The 20,454-nt window shown below is 61.9% G+C and carries 13 protein-coding genes and 1 tRNA gene; 2 read left to right on the top strand and 12 right to left on the bottom strand.

The features are described from left to right. Nucleotides 1–107: 107 nt before the first annotated feature. The 4 genes from rpoC to rplJ all read right to left on the bottom strand — a co-directional run bounded on the left by rpoC (nt 108) and on the right by rplJ (nt 9,842). Entirely contained in the window at nt 108–4,349 is a 4,242-nt protein-coding gene (gene rpoC / locus EP376_RS21010; RefSeq protein WP_127657478.1) for a DNA-directed RNA polymerase subunit beta', read from the bottom strand. Nucleotides 4,350–4,438: 89 nt separating this feature from the next. Further along, on the bottom strand, nt 4,439–8,581 hold the full coding sequence (gene rpoB / locus EP376_RS21005) for a DNA-directed RNA polymerase subunit beta (protein ID WP_127657477.1): 4,143 nt from the start codon (nt 8,579–8,581) through the stop codon (nt 4,439–4,441). Nucleotides 8,582–8,879: 298 nt separating this feature from the next. Continuing rightward, complete coding sequence (rplL, locus tag EP376_RS21000) at nt 8,880–9,257, bottom strand: 50S ribosomal protein L7/L12 (RefSeq protein WP_127657476.1); 378 nt, start codon at nt 9,255–9,257, stop codon at nt 8,880–8,882. 72 nt (nt 9,258–9,329) lie between these two features. Further along, nucleotides 9,330–9,842: a 50S ribosomal protein L10 gene (gene rplJ, locus EP376_RS20995; protein WP_127657475.1), complete on the bottom strand. Its 513-nt coding sequence runs from the start codon at nt 9,840–9,842 to the stop codon at nt 9,330–9,332. A gap of 360 nt (nt 9,843–10,202) precedes the next feature. Here rplJ and EP376_RS20990 point away from each other — a divergent pair, with 360 nt between their 5' ends. Next, on the top strand, nt 10,203–12,083 hold the full coding sequence (locus tag EP376_RS20990; protein ID WP_127657474.1) for an SGNH/GDSL hydrolase family protein: 1,881 nt from the start codon (nt 10,203–10,205) through the stop codon (nt 12,081–12,083). On the opposite strand, the gene EP376_RS20985 is transcribed toward EP376_RS20990, so the two are convergent. From EP376_RS20985 to EP376_RS20955, 7 genes are all read right to left on the bottom strand, one after another. Then, nucleotides 12,080–13,276 (bottom strand): glycosyltransferase, encoded by a 1,197-nt coding sequence (locus EP376_RS20985; protein WP_203331040.1) that lies wholly within the window; start codon nt 13,274–13,276, stop codon nt 12,080–12,082. The genes EP376_RS20990 and EP376_RS20985 overlap by 4 nt on opposite strands. A 159-nt stretch (nt 13,277–13,435) precedes the next feature. After that, a complete protein-coding gene (gene rplA / locus EP376_RS20980; RefSeq protein ID WP_127657473.1) occupies nt 13,436–14,134 on the bottom strand; it encodes a 50S ribosomal protein L1 in 699 nt (232 codons plus the stop codon). 3 nt (nt 14,135–14,137) lie between these two features. Next, the gene (gene rplK, locus EP376_RS20975) at nt 14,138–14,590 is read right to left on the bottom strand and encodes a 50S ribosomal protein L11 (RefSeq protein ID WP_127657472.1); all 453 of its coding nucleotides are present in this window, start codon (nt 14,588–14,590) and stop codon (nt 14,138–14,140) included. Nucleotides 14,591–14,766: 176 nt separating this feature from the next. Beyond that, nucleotides 14,767–15,300 carry a transcription termination/antitermination protein NusG gene (nusG, locus tag EP376_RS20970; protein WP_127657471.1) on the bottom strand — a complete coding sequence of 178 codons (534 nt, stop codon included), beginning with the start codon at nt 15,298–15,300 and terminating at the stop codon, nt 14,767–14,769. A 188-nt stretch (nt 15,301–15,488) separates the two neighbouring features. Next, nucleotides 15,489–15,692, bottom strand: coding sequence for a preprotein translocase subunit SecE (gene secE / locus EP376_RS20965; protein WP_127657470.1), 204 nt, complete (start codon nt 15,690–15,692; stop codon nt 15,489–15,491). 221 nt (nt 15,693–15,913) lie between these two features. Then, nucleotides 15,914–15,989 (bottom strand) — tRNA-Trp (locus EP376_RS20960). Nucleotides 15,990–16,093: 104 nt separating this feature from the next. Further along, nucleotides 16,094–18,133, bottom strand: coding sequence for a hypothetical protein (locus tag EP376_RS20955; protein WP_127657469.1), 2,040 nt, complete (start codon nt 18,131–18,133; stop codon nt 16,094–16,096). Nucleotides 18,134–18,430: 297 nt separating this feature from the next. Between EP376_RS20955 and EP376_RS20950 the strand changes: the two genes are divergently transcribed. Next, a complete protein-coding gene (locus EP376_RS20950; protein ID WP_127657468.1) occupies nt 18,431–19,123 on the top strand; it encodes a lysophospholipid acyltransferase family protein in 693 nt (230 codons plus the stop codon). Here the strand turns inward: EP376_RS20950 and EP376_RS20945 are convergent. Next, nucleotides 19,120–20,337: an MFS transporter gene (locus tag EP376_RS20945; RefSeq protein WP_127657467.1), complete on the bottom strand. Its 1,218-nt coding sequence runs from the start codon at nt 20,335–20,337 to the stop codon at nt 19,120–19,122. The genes EP376_RS20950 and EP376_RS20945 overlap by 4 nt on opposite strands. Between the last annotated feature and the right edge of the window lie 117 nt (nt 20,338–20,454).

The following is a 20,454-nucleotide window of genomic DNA, read 5'->3' as shown; positions in this document are numbered from 1 at the left end:
GTAGCCCAGCGCCCGGGGGCCGACAACATCGCCCGGCGATGTTCGCCACAAAAAAGGCCCCTGGCGACAGCGTCGCCGGGGGCCCATCGACCGAAAGATCAGGTCGATTATTCGTCGCGGCTTTCCGGGCTCTCGAAGACGACCGAGTCGAACTCGTCGCCGCCGACAACATCCATCTCCGGGGCGGCCAGCGCGGCGGCCGCTTCGGCCTCCTCGCGACGCGCCTCGATGACGACGTTGTCCCGTTCCTGCGCGATACGGCGAACCCGGCTCGTGGCACCGCCCGTCCCCGCGGGGATGAGACGACCGACGATCACGTTCTCCTTCAGGCCGATCAGCTTGTCACGCTTGCCCTGAACAGAGGCCTCCGTCAGCACCCGTGTCGTTTCCTGGAACGACGCGGCCGAGATGAAGGACCGGGTCTGCAACGACGCCTTGGTGATGCCGAGAAGGATCGGCGCACCCTGAGCCGGCCGGCCGCCCTTGGCGATGGCCTTTTCATTGGCTTCGTCGAATTCGGCCTTGTCCACATGCTCACCCTTCAGAAGCGTGGATTCACCGCTGTCGGTGATTTCCCACTTCTGGAGCATCTGGCGCACGATCACCTCGATATGCTTGTCGTTGATCTTCACGCCCTGCAGCCGGTAGACGTCCTGCACCTCGTCGATCATGTACTCGGCCAGTGCCTCGACACCCATGATCGCAAGGATGTCATGCGGCGCCGGGTTGCCGTCCATGATGTAGTCGCCCTTCTGGACGAAGTCGCCTTCTTGAACAGGGATGTGCTTGCCCTTGGGCACCATGTACTCGACCTTGACGTCCGGATCCTCGGAGCTTTCGATCGCGATGCGGCGCTTGTTCTTGTAGTCCTTGCCGAACCGGACATAGCCGTCGATTTCCGCGATGATCGCGTGATCCTTCGGACGGCGCGCCTCGAAGAGTTCGGCCACACGCGGCAGACCACCGGTGATGTCCTTCGTCTTCGCACCTTCGCGCGGAATACGCGCGACGACGTCACCGGCCGAGATATCCTGACCGTCTTCGACCGACAGGATCGCGTCCACCGACATCGGATAGGTGACGGGGTTGCCCGAATCCGTGCGGACCGGTTCGCCATCCTCACCGATGATGATGATCTCGGGCTTGAGTTCGTTGCCCTTGGGCACCGACCGCCAATCCGAAACGATCCGCTGGGTCATGCCCGTCGCATCGTCGGTGTCCTCACGCACGGCGATCCCGTTCACGAGGTCGACGTAACGCACCTTGCCCGACTTTTCGGCGATGATCGGCAGCGTATAGGGATCCCATTCGAACAGCTTTTCGCCACGTTCGATCTGCTGACCGTCCTTGACGAACAGCTTGGTGCCATAGCCGATCTTGTGAACGGCGCGCTCTTCGCCGTTCTCGTCGATGATGGCCAGAACCATGTTCCGGCCCATCGAGATCTGCTCGCCCGAGGTGTTCTCGATGATCGTGGCGTTGCGATACTCCACCTTGCCGGCTTGGCTGGCCTCGAGGAAGGATTGCTGGCCACCCTGCGCAACACCGCCGATGTGGAACGTCCGCATCGTCAGCTGCGTGCCGGGTTCACCGATCGATTGGGCCGCGATGATGCCCACGGCTTCGCCGATATTCACCGAGGTACCGCGTGCAAGGTCACGACCATAGCACTGGCCGCAGACACCGTCTTCGGCCTCGCAGGTCAGCGGCGAACGGATGCGCATCTTGGCGACACCCGATTGTTCGATCGCGTCGGCCTTGCGTTCGTCGATCAGCTCGCCCGCCGAAACGATCACCTCGTCCGTTCCCGGACGCAGCACATCATCGGCCGACACCCGGCCCAGAATACGCTCGGCCAGCGACGACACCACCTCACCGTCGTTGACGGCCGCCTCGGCCGTGATGGCACGGTCGGTGCCGCAGTCCTTCTGACGCACGATGCAATCCTGCGCAACGTCGACAAGGCGGCGGGTCAGATAGCCCGAGTTCGCCGTCTTCAGAGCGGTATCCGACAGACCCTTCCGGGCGCCGTGGGTGGAGTTGAAGTATTCAAGAACGGTCAGACCTTCCTTGAAGTTCGAGATGATCGGCGTCTCGATGATCTCGCCCGAAGGCTTGGCCATCAGGCCGCGCATGCCGCCCAGCTGTTTCATCTGGGTGACGGAGCCACGGGCACCGGAATGGGCCATCATGTAGACCGAGTTCGGTTCCGCCTCGACACCATCGTCGACACGGTTGGCCGAGATCGTCGACATCATCGCCGCGGTGACCTTGTCGTTACACTTCGACCACGCATCGACGACCTTGTTGTACTTCTCACCCTGGGTGATCAGGCCGTCCATGTATTGTTGTTCGAAGTCCTTCACCTGCTCGCGGGTTTCCTCCACGACCGACCACTTGGCGTCCGGCACGACCATGTCGTCCTTGCCGAAGGAGATGCCCGCACGGAACGCCTCCTTGAAGCCCATCGACATGATCTGGTCGCAGAAGATGACCGATTCCTTCTGGCCGCAGTAGCGGTAGACGGTGTCGATGACCTGCTGCACCTCTTTCTTGCGCAGAAGACGGTTCACAAGATCGAACGGCGCCTTGGCGTTCTTGGGCAGAAGCGCGCCCAGACGCACGCGGCCCGGCGTCGTTTCATAGCGGACCATGATCTCCTGGCCCTCTTCGTCGATCTGGGGCACGCGCGAGGTGATCTTGGCGTGAAGGTGAACTTCGCCGGCGTTGAGCGCGTGTTCGACTTCCTCGATGGAGCCGAAGACCATGCCCTCGCCCTTCATGCCCGCACGTTCGATCGTCGTGTAGTAGAGGCCGAGGATCATATCCTGCGACGGCACGATGATCGGCGCGCCGTTGGCCGGCGACAGAACGTTGTTCGTCGACATCATCAGGACGCGCGCTTCGAGCTGGGCCTCGAGGCTCAGCGGGACGTGCACGGCCATCTGGTCGCCGTCGAAGTCGGCGTTGAAGGCGGAACAGACCAGCGGGTGAAGCTGGATCGCCTTGCCCTCGATCAGGATCGGCTCGAACGCCTGGATGCCAAGCCGGTGCAGCGTCGGCGCCCGGTTCAGCATCACGGGATGTTCGCGAATCACCTCATCAAGGATGTCCCAGACTTCGGGGCGCTCCTTCTCGACCAGCTTCTTGGCCTGTTTCACCGTAGAGCTCAGGCCCTTGGCCTCGAGCCGCGAGTAGATGAACGGCTTGAACAGCTCGAGCGCCATCTTTTTCGGCAGGCCGCATTGATGCAGCTTGAGCTCAGGGCCCGTCACGATGACCGAACGACCCGAGAAGTCGACCCGCTTGCCCAGAAGGTTCTGGCGGAAGCGGCCCTGTTTGCCCTTGAGCATGTCGGACAGCGATTTCAGCGGGCGCTTGTTGGCGCCGGTGATCACGCGGCCACGGCGGCCGTTGTCGAACAGCGCATCGACCGATTCCTGCAGCATCCGCTTTTCGTTGCGGACGATGATGTCGGGCGCACGCAGCTCGATCAGCCGCTTGAGACGGTTGTTGCGGTTGATGACCCGGCGGTAGAGATCGTTCAGGTCCGACGTCGCGAACCGGCCACCGTCAAGCGGCACCAGCGGACGCAGTTCCGGCGGAATGACGGGTACGACCGTCAGGATCATCCATTCCGGGCGGTTGCCGGATTCGATGAAGCTTTCGACGATCTTCAGCCGCTTGATGATCTTCTTGGGCTTCAGCTCGCCGGTCGCTTCCTTGAGATCGGCGCGCAGGGTGTCGGCCTCGGCCTCGAGATCGATCGCGGCCAGCATCTCGCGGATGGCTTCGGCACCGATATTGGCCTGGAAGGCGTCGGAGCCATAGGCATCCTGCGCGTCGAGGAATTCCTCTTCGCTCATCAGCTGGCCGTAGGTCAGGTCCGTCAGGCCCGGTTCGATGACCACGTAGTTTTCGAAATAGAGGATCCGCTCGAGGTCACGAAGCGTCATGTCCAGCATCAGGCCGATCCGGGACGGAAGCGACTTGAGAAACCAGATATGGGCGACGGGCGAAGCCAGTTCGATATGGCCCATCCGCTCGCGGCGAACCTTCTGCAGCGTGACTTCAACGCCACATTTTTCGCAGACGACGCCGCGATACTTCATGCGCTTGTACTTGCCGCACAGGCATTCGTAATCCTTGATCGGGCCAAAGATACGGGCGCAGAACAGGCCGTCACGCTCGGGCTTGAAGGTCCGGTAGTTGATCGTCTCGGGCTTCTTGATCTCGCCAAAGGACCAAGAGAGGATCCGCTCCGGCGACGCGAGCGAGACCTTGATCTCGTCGAACGTCTTGGCCGGTGTGAGCGGGTTGAACGGGTTGTTGGTCAGTTCCTGGTTCATTTCGATGTCCTAAAATCCGTGTGGAAGATTTGCCGCGGGCGCCGATTTCCTCGAAGGAAATCGGGCCGGAGACTTTGAAAGTCTCCGGGTCACCCCTCGTCACCCTCCACATCCAGGAGTTCCATGTTGAGGCCCAGACCCCGGACCTCCTTGACGAGAACGTTGAACGATTCCGGCACGCCGGCCTCGAAATTGTCCTCACCCTTGACGATGCTTTCATAGACCTTGGTTCGGCCGGCCACGTCATCGGACTTGACCGTGAGCATCTCTTGCAGCGTGTAGGCCGCGCCGTAGGCCTCGAGAGCCCAGACTTCCATCTCGCCGAAACGCTGACCACCGAACTGCGCCTTGCCGCCCAGCGGCTGCTGGGTAACGAGCGAATACGGCCCCGTCGAACGGGCGTGGATCTTGTCGTCGACAAGGTGGTGCAGCTTGAGCAGGTACTTGACCCCCACCGTCACCGGACGGGCGAATTGCTCGCCGCTGCGACCGTCGAACAGGATCGACTGTCCCGACGTATCGAAGCCTGCACGCCGCAGCGCGTCGTCCACGTCGTTCTCCTTCGCGCCGTCGAAGACGGGCGTTGCGATCGGAACGCCGCGCGTGACGGTGCCGGCCGCCTCGACGAGACGCGTCTCGTCCATGGCTTCGATGGCCTCTTCGAAGACATCCTCGCCATAGGCGATGCGCATCGCCTCGCGGACCGGCGTCAGATCGCCGGACCGGCGATATTCGGCCAGGGCATCGTCTATCTGGATACCCAGACCGCGCGCTGCCCAACCCATATGGGTTTCGAGGATCTGTCCCACGTTCATCCGGCTGGGCACGCCCAGCGGGTTGAGGCAGAAATCGACCGGCGTTCCATCTTCGAGGAACGGCATGTCCTCGATCGGGACGACCTTGGAGATGACGCCCTTGTTGCCGTGACGACCGGCCATCTTGTCACCGGGCTGAAGCTTGCGCTTCACGGCCACGAAGACCTTGACCATCTTCATCACGCCCGGAGGCAGATCGTCGCCGCGGCGGACCTTCTCGACCTTGTCCTCGAACCGGGCATCCAGCGACCGCTTCTGAAGCTCGTACTGTTCGTTCAGCGCTTCCACGATCTTGGCGTCATCCTCGTCTTCGAGGGCAAGCTGCCACCACTGGCCACGGCTCAGATCGCCGAGCACCTCTTCGGTGATGACGGTGTTCGCCTTGAAGCCTTTGGGACCCTTCACCGCGGTCTTGCCCAGGATCATCTCCTTGAGACGGGCATAGATGTTGCGGTCGAGGATGGCGAGTTCGTCGTCCCGGTCACGACCCAGACGTTCGACTTCTTCCCGCTCGATCTGGAGGGCGCGTTCGTCCTTCTCCACGCCGTGGCGGTTGAAGACCCGAACCTCGACGATCGTGCCGAAATCGCCCGGCGGCAGGCGCAGCGACGTGTCGCGCACGTCCGATGCCTTTTCACCGAAGATGGCGCGCAGAAGCTTTTCCTCCGGCGTCATCGGGCTTTCGCCCTTCGGTGTGATCTTGCCCACGAGGATGTCGCCCGGCCCCACTTCGGCGCCGATATAGACGATCCCCGCCTCGTCGAGGTTGCGCAGGGCTTCCTCGCCGACGTTCGGGATATCGCGGGTGATTTCCTCCGGCCCGAGCTTGGTGTCGCGGGCGGCGACTTCGAATTCCTCGATATGGATCGAGGTGAAGACGTCGTCGCGCACGATCCGCTCGGAGATCAGGATCGAGTCTTCGTAGTTGTAGCCATTCCACGGCATGAAGGCGACGACGACGTTCTTGCCGAGCGCCAGTTCCCCCATATCCGTCGATGGGCCGTCGGCGATGACCTCACCCTTGGTGACCGTGTCACCCACCTTCTCCAGCGGACGCTGGTTGATGCAGGTGTTCTGGTTCGAGCGCTGGAACTTGCGCATCCGGTAGATGTCGACACCCGGGTCGCCCACCTCAAGGTCCTCGGTCGCCCGAACGACGATCCGGCTGGCATCGACCTGGTCGATGATGCCCGCACGGCGCGCCATGATGGACGCCCCCGAATCCTCGGCGACCTTGCCCTCGATGCCGGTACCGACAAGCGGCGCCTCGGCCTGCAGAAGCGGCACGGCCTGACGTTGCATGTTCGACCCCATCAGGGCGCGGTTGGCGTCGTCATTTTCGAGGAACGGAATAAGCGAGGCCGCAACGGAAACCAGCTGCTTTGGCGACACGTCGATCAGGTCCACGCTTTCGCGAGGCGCCAACATGTAGTCGCCCGACTGGCGGGTCGAGACGAGATCATTCTCGAACCGGCCATCCGCATCCAGCCGCGCATTGGCCTGCGCCACCGTGTGACGCATTTCCTCGGTGGCCGACATGTATTGCACTTCGTCGGTTACCTTGGCGTCCTCGACCTTGCGGTAGGGTGTTTCGATGAAGCCGTACTTGTTCACCCGCGCAAAGGTCGCCAGCGAGTTGATCAGGCCGATATTCGGGCCTTCCGGCGTCTCGATGGGGCACATGCGCCCGTAATGGGTCGGGTGAACGTCGCGCACCTCAAAGCCCGCACGTTCGCGCGTCAGGCCGCCCGGCCCAAGCGCCGAAAGGCGGCGTTTGTGCGTGACTTCCGACAGCGGGTTGGTCTGGTCCATGAACTGCGACAGCTGCGAAGAGCCGAAGAATTCACGCACCGCCGCCGCCGCGGGCTTGGCGTTGATCAGGTCCTGCGGCATCACCGTGTCGATCTCGACCGACGACATCCGCTCCTTGATGGCGCGCTCCATACGCAGGAGGCCGACGCGATACTGGTTTTCCATCAGTTCGCCGACCGAGCGCACCCGGCGGTTGCCGAGGTGGTCGATATCGTCGATGTCGCCCTTGCCGTCACGCAGTTCCACCAGCGCCTTGATGCAGGCGATGATGTCTTCCTTGCGGAGGGTGCGCTGGGTGTCCTCGGCGTCGAGGTCGAGACGCATGTTCATCTTCACCCGGCCGACAGCAGACAGGTCATACCGCTCGCTGTCGAAGAACAGGGTGTCGAACAGAGCCGAGGCCGCATCGACGGTCGGCGGCTCGCCCGGGCGCATGACGCGGTAGATGTCCATGAGCGCGGATTCGCGGTTCACGTTCTTGTCCGACGCCATCGTGTTGCGCATGTACGGGCCGACGGTGATGTTGTCGATGTCGAGGACCGGGATCTCGGTGATGCCCGCGTCCATCAGTTCCTTGACGGAACCGCCGACGATCTCGCCGTCCTTGTCCACCTCGGCCGTCAGTTCGTCACCGGCTTCGACATAGATCGCGCCGGTTTCCTCGTTGATGATGTCCTTGGCGACGAAACGGCCGAGGATCTGGCGGAACGGAACCACCAGTTCGGTGACCTTGCCCTCGTCGATCAGCTTCTTGACGCTGCGCGGCGTGACCTTTTCACCGGCGCTGGCGATGACTTCGCCGCTGGCCGCGTCGACAAGGTCATAGGCCGGGCGGGTGCCCCTGACCCGCTCCGGGAAGAACGGGGTTACCCAGCCATGGGCTTTCTTGTCATAGGTGAAGGAGATCGTGTTGTAATAGGCATCCATGATGCCTTCCTGATCGAGCCCGAGTGCATAAAGCAGGGTCGTGACAGGAAGCTTCCGGCGGCGGTCGATCCGCGCGAAGACCAGATCCTTCGCGTCGAATTCGAAGTCCAGCCAGGAGCCGCGATAGGGAATGATCCGGCAGGCAAACAGCAGCTTGCCCGAGGAATGGGTCTTGCCCTTGTCGTGGTCGAAGAACACGCCGGGCGAACGGTGCATCTGGGAAACGATGACCCGCTCGGTGCCGTTCACGATGAACGTCCCGTTGGGCGTCATCAGGGGCATATCGCCCATGAAGACATCCTGTTCCTTGATGTCCTTGACGGACTTGGCGCCGGTATCCTCGTCGACATCGAACACGATCAGGCGCAGCGTCACCTTGAGCGGCGCGCTGTAGGTCATGTCGCGTTGCTGACATTCCTCGACGTCGTACTTGGGACGTTCCAGCTCGTACTTGACGAATTCAAGGACGGCGGTCTCGTTGAAATCCTTGATCGGGAAGACCGACTGGAAGACACCCTTGATGCCTTCACCGTCGAGCGGCTCGGGCGAGTCGCCGGAGCGAAGGAACAGGTCGTAGGAAGATTTCTGGACCTCGATGAGGTTCGGCATCTCCAGCACTTCGCGGATCTTGCCGTAATATTTCCGGAGGCGTTTCTGGCCGAGGAAGGACGTTGCCATGTGCGTCGTCACCTTTCACATCTCTGCGGGAAGACAGCCGCCGGGGCCGCGGCTGACACCCCTTTCGAGAACGGGTTGTTCCGGTCCATGCGTGGCATCCGTCCCACCGGATGCCTCCCGACCGTGGAACCTACCCAAGACGGGTGCCGGCGATTGCACCCCTCCAAGACAGGTTCGGCTGGACCCGCATTTCGCGGGCCCAGCCAGTGTTTTCATCCCGGTCTCGGCCGTCGGAAAATCAGCGATTTTTCCGACCCCGCCCGAATTCCAGAAATTCGGGTTCCGGGTTTCCGGCCAATTAGGCCAGTTCGATCGTTGCGCCAGCTGCTTCGAGCTTGCCCTTGATCTCTTCGGCTTCGTCCTTGGACGCGCCTTCCTTGATCTTGCCGCCGGCCTCGACGAGGTCCTTGGCTTCTTTCAGGCCAAGACCCGTGATGGCACGGACTTCCTTGATCACGTTGATCTTCTGGGCGCCGGCTTCCTTGAGAACGACGTCGAATTCCGTCTTCTCTTCGGCAGCTTCGCCAGCATCACCACCGGCGGGGCCGGCCATCATGACAGCGCCGCCAGCGGCGGGCTCGATGCCATACTCGTCCTTGAGGATGGTTTTCAGTTCCTGGGCTTCGAGAAGGGTCAGACCCACGATCTCTTCAGCAAGTTTCTTCAGATCAGCCATTTCATGCTTTCCGTTCGTTTATGTGTGTTCCAACGCCAGGGCCATCAAGCCCCGAGATGTGACAATTGCGATCTACGCAGCCTTCTCTTCGATGGTCGAAAGAATGCTCGCGATGTTCGAAGCAGGTGCGCCAATGGCGCCCGCGATGTTGGAGGCAGGTGCACCGATGCAGCCGACGATCGAAGCAATAAGCTCCTCACGCGACGGCATTTCGGACACGGCCTTCACACCGGCAGGATCCAGAGCGCTCTCTCCCATCGCACCACCGAGGATCACGAGCTTGTCGTTATCCTTGGCGTATTTCTGAATCACCTTGGCCGCGGCCACCGGATCTTCGGAATAGGAAAGAACGGTCATGCCCGTGAGGAAGTTGGCAATGCTTTCGCACGGCTTTCCCTCGAGGGCGATCTTGGCAAGCCTGTTCTTGGCAACGCGCACGGACCCGCCTGCTTCACGCATACGCGCACGCAGGTCCTGCATTTCGGCAACTGTCAGTCCTTCGTAGTGGGCAACCACAACGACGCCAGAGCTTTCGAAGATTTGGCCGAGTTCCTCGACCACTTTCTCTTTCTGGGCTCTATCCACAGTTTCACTCCAAGTATGGAGGTTTCCCTCCGGCTCAGTTGGGCGGACAAGATTGCCCGCCGTCGAGGTCCGTATAACGGGTCTGAGCCCAGACTGGAGCGACGGGAGAACCCTCGTTCAATCTTGACTGATCCCGTCTCAGGCAGGAATTATGGACCGCAAATCCGGGCCACCCACCGTCTCGGACGAAACGCAACAGAGCGCGTGACGAATCGCGCGCTCTCCAGCAGGGGCTGCTTACTCCCCTGTCAAAGGATTTCCAACCCCCAAAATCCCGGCGGCTCATGGCCAAGCCTTGCAAAGGCCAGTCCAAGCGCTCAATCATAGGGCATTGTTTCAGCATTTCATTCGGAGCGCGCCATGCCAAGCCAGAATTCGATACCGCTCGTCGGTCGTGTGGCGGAATTCATCGATCTCCCGTTACGGAACCAGGACGCCGACAGCCCGGCGAAGCGTGGTGAAATCGCAATCGAACCGATTGTCCTGTCGGCCATCAGCCGCGATGTCGCGTCCGTTCCACCGGATGTCACGTCCGGCGCCGACGATCCGACGACCACGAGTTCATCGCTGACCGCGCCCGATGAAACCACCCCGGAGATGACCATCGGTGAGACCGTTACAACCACCCTCGCGCTGCCATCAGCCGAGGCCGAGGCGCGCGTCTTGCCCGCGTGGAGCGGCCCCGCAACCGAACGCGATCCCGCATCGGCCTCCCTTGCCACGGGCCCGCTTCTGTTCTTCGGCGATAGCCTCACCGATCCGGGCAACCTCGCGGCGCAGGCCGGACTGATCCTGCCGCAATTCATCGTCAATGCCCTTGGCGATGACGGGCGCGCGACCAACGGCCCCGTCTGGGCCGAAGTTCTTGTCGACAAGCTGGACGTCGCCTCGAGCTATAACTATGCCGTCGCCGGCGGCGAAGCCGCGGGTGAACTGGCGATCGGGGATTATATCGCCGGCTTCGGCCTGACGCCGTTCGTGACGGTTGACGAGGGTGATCCGCTTCTTGACTGGGACATGAACCTTGGCGGCCAGGTCGACCGGTTCATGGCCGACATGCAGACCGACAATATCAGCAACGCAACCGCCGTGCTGCTTGTTGGGTTGAACGACTTCGGCAATCTCGATCTGACGGCGCCTCTGGGCGAGCTTCTCGATCTGGCCGAGGCCGTGGCACTCAATGCGCTCAACGCGATCGTCGAGGCGACAAGCACGCTCTACAGCGTCGGAGCGGTGAGCAGCGTCATCCTGATGTCGCTTCCCTCGCTGAGTTTCTTCCCCGCGTTCTTTGAACAGAGCGACGAAATCAAGGTTGCGGCAGACGAGATCATCTCTCAGTTCAACGCCACTCTCGATCAGTTCCGCCTGGACGCCGCCGACCTGCTTCCGGGGCTCGACATATCCGTTCTGCCCCTCGAAGCACTGACCGAGGCCGTGACGGATGACGCCACGGGGTTCGGCTTTCTGGCTCCGCAATCCGACACCCTCACCGGGAGTTCGCAGGACATCCTCGACGCATATGATGAGGACCTTTTCGCGTTCTGGGATTCGCTTCACCCGACAGCCGCGCTGCATCAGGTGATCGCCCAATATACGGAGTTTCTGGCCGCGAGCGGGGGCACGCTCAATGCGCTGACCGAGGCCGCCGACACGATATTTCAGCCCTTCATCGCCGACGATAGCATCGTCTTCGGCTATGGCGGTGACGACGCGATCGGCGTGGGTTCGGGCAACGATGTCGTCTTCGGGGGATCGGGCTCGGATACCGTAATGCTGATGGGCGGCGACGACATGGCCTCGGGTGGCGATGGCGACGACCGGATCTTTGGCCGCATGGGCAATGATGTTCTGGCCGGCGGGCTGGGCGATGACGTGCTGGGCGGCGGTCAGGGCAACGACGTTCTGATCGACGGGCTGGGCAATGATATCCTGCGCGGCTGGACGGGCGACGACACGTTCATCTGGACGGATGCCGCTCTGCTCGGCCCCGATCCCGACTACGGCACGCAGACCTTCGATGGCGGGGACGGGTTCGATACGCTCTATCTGGTCGTGCAGGCTGAGGTTTTTCAGGCCTACCAGGACGCTCTCGACGGGGCGTCCCCCATCGAGGATCTGGCCTCGATCGGGCTGACGGTCATCGACATCGAGGAAATCCTGCTGATCAACGAACGCGACGGGCTCGACGCCTTCAGCACCGAGGCGTGGTATACGGATGCCGATCTTTGGGGGCTGATCTAGGCGGGCCCAAAACCTAACGGCTGAAGGACCTCGGCCGCGAAACGGTCGAGGAACCAGCCCGGCGCCATGGCATCCAGCAACCGGCGCCGCGAGGTTTGAGCGATGTCGTCGCGCGCTTTTTCATCTGACAGGTATCGGGCCACCACATCGCCCAGATCAGAGTAATCCCACGCGACCGGCACATAGGTCTCCCCGGGGACGAACAGGTCGGGCGCAGTCTCGAGATGGCCCATATCCGGTTTGATGAGCAGGCAACCGCAGAGCATCGTCTCGAAATCCCGCCAGCAGATCTCGCCAAAGCCGAAAGGACTGAGCGACATGCGACTGCGAAGCATTTCTTGATAGTAGTCCCCCTGCGACACGCGGTCGGTCGGTGCATGAACGGCAAACCGGCCGGCCAGTGCCTCGATCGCGGCAACGGCGCCATTTCGCAATGGATAGGTCCAGATTTCCGGGCCTACGCTTGCACGGCAAAGAATGTCGATCGTGCGACCTTCGGCACGGGGTCTGGGCATATCGCGCGCCAAATCGACGATCTTGTCATCGAGCGCGATGTTCCACCCTGTCCGGATCCGGGCAATCGCATCCGGTCCGTGGCCGCCAGAGGCCGGGATCATGTTGTCCTCGAATGACCAACCAAAGGCGCGCGCCGCATGATCCGTCAGGTTCGACTTGCCGATCATCCTGCGCTGATACTCCGACCGCTCGGCGAAGACATGTTTCTTCACGCAAAGATCGGCGGACTTCAGAACCTCCGGCCACAAGATGCCAAGGTCATCGTCCCCATCGAACAGGATCACCTTTGTGCCTGCGTTCCTCAGCGGGCTGATGATCGCAGATACGATCCGCGCCTCGTCGGCAGGCGGCATGTCGTAAGGCAACATCAGGCCCAGGATTTCTGCGCCGCGCAGGGCCGCGGGCCCCTGTGTCATCAATCGCTGCAACGGCAGCGCTTCGACACTTATCCCGAAGCGCCGCGCCAGCAGTGAGGCATGGCGGTGGACCGGGGCAAACAGCTGTTCGCTGGTATGGACCCGACCGTCGCAACACAAGACCAGCCGGCGTTTCGGATCGGCAGGGGATAACCGCGCGGCGAGGGCATTTCGCGTCGCACCCAGCGGGCCACGGGCAAGCTTTCTCGTCAAACGGCGTGACTGACGAACGAGAGTTGAAGGAAGGCCGGGTGCGGACATTGCAAATCCTGAAAACTCTTCGACCGAATGACGTTCCGCCCCCCTCATTTCATAGCCGAAGAGCAGATTTCAGACAATCCCGGCCTGATGGCTGGTCCCCAGATGCGAAAAAGGCGCCCCTTGGGGCGCCTTTCCGGTGATTATCGAAAAGAGACTGGCTCAGTTGCCGGTGGCCGACGTCACATCGACCGACACGCCCGGACCCATCGTGGAGCTGAGCGACACCTTCTTCATGTAGGTGCCTTTCGCGCCCGTGGGCTTGGCTTTCGAGACGGCATCGACGAAGGCGAGGATGTTCTCTTCGAGTGCCTTGGCATCGAAGCTGGCCTTGCCGACACCGGCATGCACGACGCCGGCCTTTTCGGCCTTGAACTGGACCTGCCCACCCTTGGCGGCGGCCACGGCTTCCTTGACGTCCATGGTCACGGTGCCGACCTTGGGGTTCGGCATCAGGTTCCGCGGGCCAAGCACCTTACCCAGACGGCCGACGATCGGCATCATGTCGGGCGTTGCGATGCAGCGATCGAATTCGATCTTGCCGCTCTGGATCGTTTCCATCAGGTCCTCGGCTCCGACGATATCAGCACCGGCTTCCTTGGCTTCGTCCGCCTTGGGACCCCGGGCAAAAACCGCCACACGGACCGTCTTGCCGGTGCCGTTGGGCAGGTTGACCGAACCGCGAACCATCTGGTCGGCGTGGCGCGGATCGACACCAAGGTTCAGCGAAATTTCGACCGTTTCGTCGAATTTCGCGTTGGCATTGGATTTCACCAGATCGACAGCCTCGGCGACCGTCAGGTTTTCCTTGCCGGCAAAGGCTTCACGAGCGGCGCGGGTGCGTTTTCCAAGCTTGGCCATGACTTACCCTTTCACCTCGATACCCATCGACTTTGCAGAGCCGAGGATGATCTTCATTGCGCCTTCGACGTCATTGGCGTTCAGGTCGCCCATCTTGGCTTCGGCGATCTCGCGCAGCTGCTTTGCCGTCACGGTGGCAACGGTCTGCTTGCCCGGCTGTGGCGAGCCCTGCGGGCGGTTCCGCTTGCCGACCGGCTTGAGACCGGCAGCCTTCTTGAGAAGGTAAGAGGCCGGCGGGGACTTCGTGTCGATCGAGAACGACTTGTCCTGGTAATAGGTGATCACCGTGGGAATCGGCGAACCGGGATCGATATCCGCGGTCTTGGCGTTGAACGCCTTGCAGAATTCCATGATGTTGATGCCACGCTGACCGAGCGCGGGGCCGACCGGCGGCGAAGGGTTCGCCTGCCCGGCGGGCACTTGCAGCTTGAGCTGCCCCATAACCTTCTTGGCCATGGTTCTCTCCTTTATCAACGCCCCTTGGTCGCGACCTCGGGGCTTTTCGTTGCGTGGTCCGGCTCGGTGCGCGCGCGCGCCTTGCCTCCCACAATGGAATCGTCGCCCGATGGGCGACGATGGCGGCAGATACACTGCCCGTCAGAGCCACGCAAGGGCCGAGCCCCCCCGGGGGATCAGCCCTGCTTGCTGACCTGCGTGAATTCCAGCTCGACCGGGGTGGCCCGGCCAAAGATCGACACCGTGACCTTGAGGCGCTGGTTGTCTTCGTCGACTTCTTCGACGGTGCCGTCGAAATCCTCGAACGGGCCGTCGTTGACCTTGACCTTCTCGCCCACTTCGAAATGGATGAGCGTGCGGGGGGTCTCCTCGCCCTCGGCGACACGGCCGAGGATACCCTCGACCTCTGCATCGCGCATCGGCATCGGACGGCCCTGCGGACCAAGGAAGCCGGTCACGCGGTTGATCGAGGAGATCAGGTGGTAGCCTTCGTCCGACATTTCCATGTGGACAAGCACATAGCCGGGCATGAACCGACGTTCGGTCTGAACCTTCTTGCCGCGGCGAATCTCGATCACCTCTTCGGTCGGAACGAGGACCTCGTCGATCTGATCCTCCAGACCCTGCTCAGTCACCTTGGTCCGGATCTGTTCGGCGATCTTCTTTTCGAAGTTCGACAGAACGCTTACCGAATACCACCGTTTCGCCATCAGCTTTCACCTTGCCGTCTGGACCCGGAGCCAGGCACCGGGTTGTTTTTCGCGCCATCCGGACGCGCGCCCTGAAACGAAATCGGCGCGCCGCCTGTCAAGGTCGCGCGCCGTCATATCGAACGGGTCATTACAGCCTACGCCGCACCAATTCAAGAGAGAAGCGGCAGCAGCGTGACGGGTCGGCGTCAGCCGCCGAAGAAGTTCAGAACAGCCTGAAGGCCGGAGCGGATTCCCCAATCGACCAGCGAGAAGAATATCGCAGCCGTCACCGCAAGAAGAAATACCATGATCGTGGTCAGCGTGACCTCGCGTCGCGTCGGCCAGACGACCTTCGCGATCTCGGCGCGGGTCTCCTGGATGAACTGAAGCGGGTTCGACTTGGAAGCCATTGGATGAGTCCTCGTTCGGGTTCGTCGGAAATATGCCGGACGGCGCCGATAATCAAGCACCGCATTGTCCGGGCCCGTGCCTGCCCCGAATCGTCGCTCAGGTCCAGGTCTGCGGCAGGACTCCCGGGCCGCGATACATCGCCCCCACCGACGGCCAGACGGCGCTTGGCAAAATCGCCGCATAGGAAGGTGATTTCTGACGCCAGACCATTGGAAAGATTTGGCAGGGGCAGCAGGGTTCGAACCCGCGACCTACGGTTTTGGAGACCGTCGCTCTACCAGCTGAGCTATACCCCTAGGCCGCCGTCGGACTAACGCTCTTTGCAGAGCGGATCAAGAGGATACCGCGCCCAAGAGCAAGCCATCGCACCTGAACCCGTGACGAACGATCAGAAAACCGATCAGACAGGGGCCGCGAGTGTCGAGAGGTTGGCCGCCAGAACGTCGCTGCGTGGTCTGTCTTCATCCATCAGACGCGGAAGATCGAAGTCGAAGATATCGGCCAATGCCCTTGCGGAGCGGGCCTCGAACACATCTTCGGCCTCAAGGCTCCCGTCCTCTGTTCCCGCCATCCTCTCGACGATCGATAGCGGGTCATCGAGCCTGACCACACTGCCACTAGACGTCAGGTTGACCGGTCCGATGGACGACATGTTCAGAAGGCCGGGCGCGACGGCGATCGTTGTCTGGCCAGTGATTCTGCCTTCAGGCAGCGGCGTCACGACACCGGGAACGGCAAGCGCTTCGACCTCTTCGAGGGTGACGTTGAACCATTCGGTGATGCCGTCCGCGCTGTTGCGATAGTAAAGCGAGAACCCACCATTCTCGAGCGGCACGATCTCCGGATCGAAGGCGAACTGAACATCGCTCACCTGGCTCCATGCGTCGGCCTCGATGTCGTAGATGACGATGGCCGTCAGGTCGGTCGTCGTCGGCAACTCGGCACTGATGCCCATCAGGTAAAGCTTGCCGTTATGTTCCTGAAACTCTGGTGAGAAAAGGTATTCGCCGAAAATCTCGTCCGGCAGCACAAGCCTCCGCCACAGTTCCCATCCGTTCGCTGTCTCCGTCCAGATGTCGGTAAATCCGTCGTCATGCAGGATCGAGATGTATTTCTCGCCCGTCGTCGTCTCGAGCGCGGCGATATAGCCTTCGTCGTAGACATCTTCGGTGATCCAGGTCACCTCGGCGGTATCGACGTTGTAGACGCCCATTTGAGTTTCGCTGAATATCGCGACTTCGCTTTCGTTCAGCCATGTGATCGCGCGCGTGGTCGGATCGCCGAAATCGAGCAGCGAGATTTCGCCGTTGTCCCAAAGGAACACTTCGGCGACCCCGCCGTCATAGACCCAGTAATCGAGGTCAACCATGGTGAACCTCAGGCCGTCATAATCCCCCTTGGGCAGGAAGCCGACGCGGTACCCCTGGGTTCCCTCAAGGTAGTAGGACTCGTTCTCGTCGAGATAGATGATCCCGGATTCCGAGATCCCCAAAGCGACCGGACCATTCGCCGTCGTCACGAATTCCGAGCCGTAATACGTCACGTAGAACGGCAACGCCCCACCGACGCTTGCGTTCAGAACCTCGAGAAGGGCGCCGGAATTCGGATCGTATTTGCCGATGTAGATCTGGTCGGCTTCCTGCCAGGTGACCCAGCCGTCATCCGTGAACTCGGGATCGATCGCCATCTCCGAGACGTTGATCCCGGAGTTGAGAAGGATCAGATCCGTTACTCCCCATGCCCATTCGAGCGACCTCGTGGCCTCGAAGGAAATCACATTGCTGCCCGACAGAATGTCGGCGGCGGCGATTTCGAATGACGATCCGATCAGGCCATTGTCGGGCCCGGCCTCCATGTAGCCCAAGGACACGCCATTCATGAAGACCTCGACCTCGCCGAAGAAATCAATGTCATAGCCACGGACATAGAGGGTCATGTCCTCGGGCGATTGATAGAAGAACTGAAAGCTGACGCGCCCGTCGGTCTCGATCGAATTTCCGAAACGATGCCCGAACTCCTCGTCTATGAACTCCCCGAAAACGAGGGAAGGTTCAGGGGTCACGAGAATGTTCGAAACGCCCCAGGTCATGTCAGAGCCTTCAAGCGCCGCGAACTGAAGCACGTTGACCCCGTCAATGACGTAGGAGGCATCGATCGCCGCCCGACCGGGTCCGGCCGTATCACCGCCGGTCTTCAGAGCGGCGCCGACGGCCTCGCCATTGAGGTAGACGCAGACTTCGCCATTCCAGTCGATATCGTAGGTGTCGAACTCGATGATCACACCGCGACCACCATTGTCGAACTCGAATGTCAGCAGACCATCATCGTCGACAAATCCGCCGTATCCGTTCCCGTAAGCCTCCGCATGAACCTGACTGACTGTCAGGGTTGCATCAATATTGTCGAACGTCAGATCAGCTTCAAAGTCATAGGGGTCCATAAAGAGCCTCCCGACATAATCCTTTAGCTTAAATCAATCTTAACTCTTAAACACCGAATCGATTACCACATGGACGCGGTTCGACAAAGAACAATGGTCAGGGAACCGCCCTCATGTTGACCGGCCCGCCGGTCGGCGCCCAAAAAATACGCCTGTCTCGGAAATTCAGGGTCTGGCACGACCAGTCCTGTGGACCCGGGAATTGGCCCCGAAAACCGGCGCGCTACGGGGCGCATACTTGCCAGCACTGGTCTGGGGTGGGATATCCGGCAGATCGTTTTTCCGGATCACGGACACATGGCATTGTTCAACAGGCTTAGGCGACGGCTTGAACGCTCCGACGGGCTTGCAGAAGCCCTGGGCTTGTGCCTGGCCGCCTGGATCCGGCTGTGTCACCGGACGACCCGCTGGCAGGCGGAAGGCCTCGATCAGCTGGGCCGGGACCTGCGCGATGGCCCGGTCATCGTGATCCTGTGGCACGAATCTCTTCTGATGGGGCCGGCCCTGTGGCCTGCAGATCAGGGGCCCCTCACCGGAATTCGCGATCCCAGTCCGATCGCCCGGGTCGCGGGGGCCGTCCAACGGCAATTCGGGCTGGACGCCGCTGCCATGTCCAGGCGCAAGCCCAATCAGGCAGCTGTCCGGCAGGTCCTGCTGGCTGCACAGGACGGAACCAGCATCGCGATCACCGGCGATGGGCCCGATGGACCGCGGCAGCAGTTGAAATCAGCGCCTCTGGATTGGGCGCGCGCGGCGCGGCGCCCCGTTTACGTTTTCGCATGGGGAACGCGCCGGCACATCCGGGTGCGAAGCTGGGACAGGATGATCCTTCCGTTGCCATTCTCCACGGGTGCGTATCGTTTCGACAGGTTTTCCAGCCCCCTTTCGCGCCGGGCGGGGACGCCGGACCAAGAGGCCGCCCGATCCGATCTCACACGCGCCCTGCAGAATGCCAATGCTCTGTGCGCCCAAGCCGTCGGCCGGACCTAGAGCGCGCGACGCCACAGCCCCAGCAGGACAAGCAAGGCCAGCGGCCCGGAAAGCGCCGCCCCCCAGATCACCGACTGCACCGGCAGCACCAGAACGACGCCCGCCGCCATCAGGGCGCCGATCAGCACCGCGCCGCCGCCGAACAGTTCGAACGTCGCATTGACCCGGCCCAGACGGGCCTCGGGCACCCGAGCCTGCCGTACGCTCAGAGCGAGGACAATGAACGCCGTCATGAACCCGTCGCCCACCAATTGCGCCAGCAGAAGAAGGAGAACCGCGTGATCGGGAAAAACCAGCGAGAACGGCACCGCGAAATCGAACGCCATGCCGATGCCGAAGGTCAGGACAAGGGCCCGCGACGTCCCCAGCCATGACCGGACAGGGCCGACGACCAAGGCCCCCAAGGCTGATCCGACGCCCCCCGCCCCGATGATGAAGCCGACAAGGCCGGGGCCCAGTGACAGCGTATCGATCACGACCACCATGTAGAGCGCCATGAACACGCCCCCGCCCACCGCATGGATCGACGCGGCGATCAGGAACCTGCCCACGACCGGATCGGCAAGCGCCGTGCGCACCCCCGCGACCGCGTCGGATAACAGGCCGGTGCCATCCTCCGTGGTGCGGGCGACATGCTTTTCGGCGACCGAAATGCGGCGCAGGAACAGCGCCGACCAAAGATAGCTGAGCGCGTCCACGAGGATCGCCATCGGCGCCCCGATCGCACCGACCAGCACACCGCCAAGCCATGGCCCGGCCCCCTCGGCCACGGCCTCTGTCGCCTCGAGCCGGGCATTCGCCTCGACCAGCCTGTCTCTGCCCACGATCGCGGGCAGAAACGTGTTGTCCGCGATGTCGAACAGGATGGTTCCAGCGCCGACCAGCCCCGCAACAATATAGAGTTGCGTCATGGTGAGCCCGCCGATCAGGGCCGCAAGCGGCACGGTCAAGAGGAGCGCCGCCCGGCCAAGATCGGTCGCGATCATCAGACGCCGCTTCGGGCTGCGGTCGACCGTTCCGCCTGCCAGAAGGCTGACCAGAAGCCCCGGCGCGACGCCAAGCGCAGACAGGATCGCAACCTCGGAGGCAGAGGCTCCGATCGTCAGGAGCGCCAGCATAGGCAAGACTGTACGCGTGACACGTGCGCCCATCGCGCTGACGGCCTGCGCCGCCCAGAGCGACATGAAATCCCGGTTGAACCTGAGACCCGGCATCTGCCGCCCTTCCGCAATCCCTCGCCACCTTCTGTGGCCGGACGCAGGTCTTGGGGCAACAGGAAAGGGGCCACCCGCAAGGATGACCCCTTCCTGAATTACGGAGCAAGGCGGGTT

The organism is Alexandriicola marinus (genome assembly GCF_004000435.1).
Lineage (GTDB): Bacteria > Pseudomonadota > Alphaproteobacteria > Rhodobacterales > Rhodobacteraceae > Alexandriicola > Alexandriicola marinus.
Note: the sequence above shows the minus strand (reverse complement) of the source record. Positions and strands in the feature narration are given on the sequence as shown.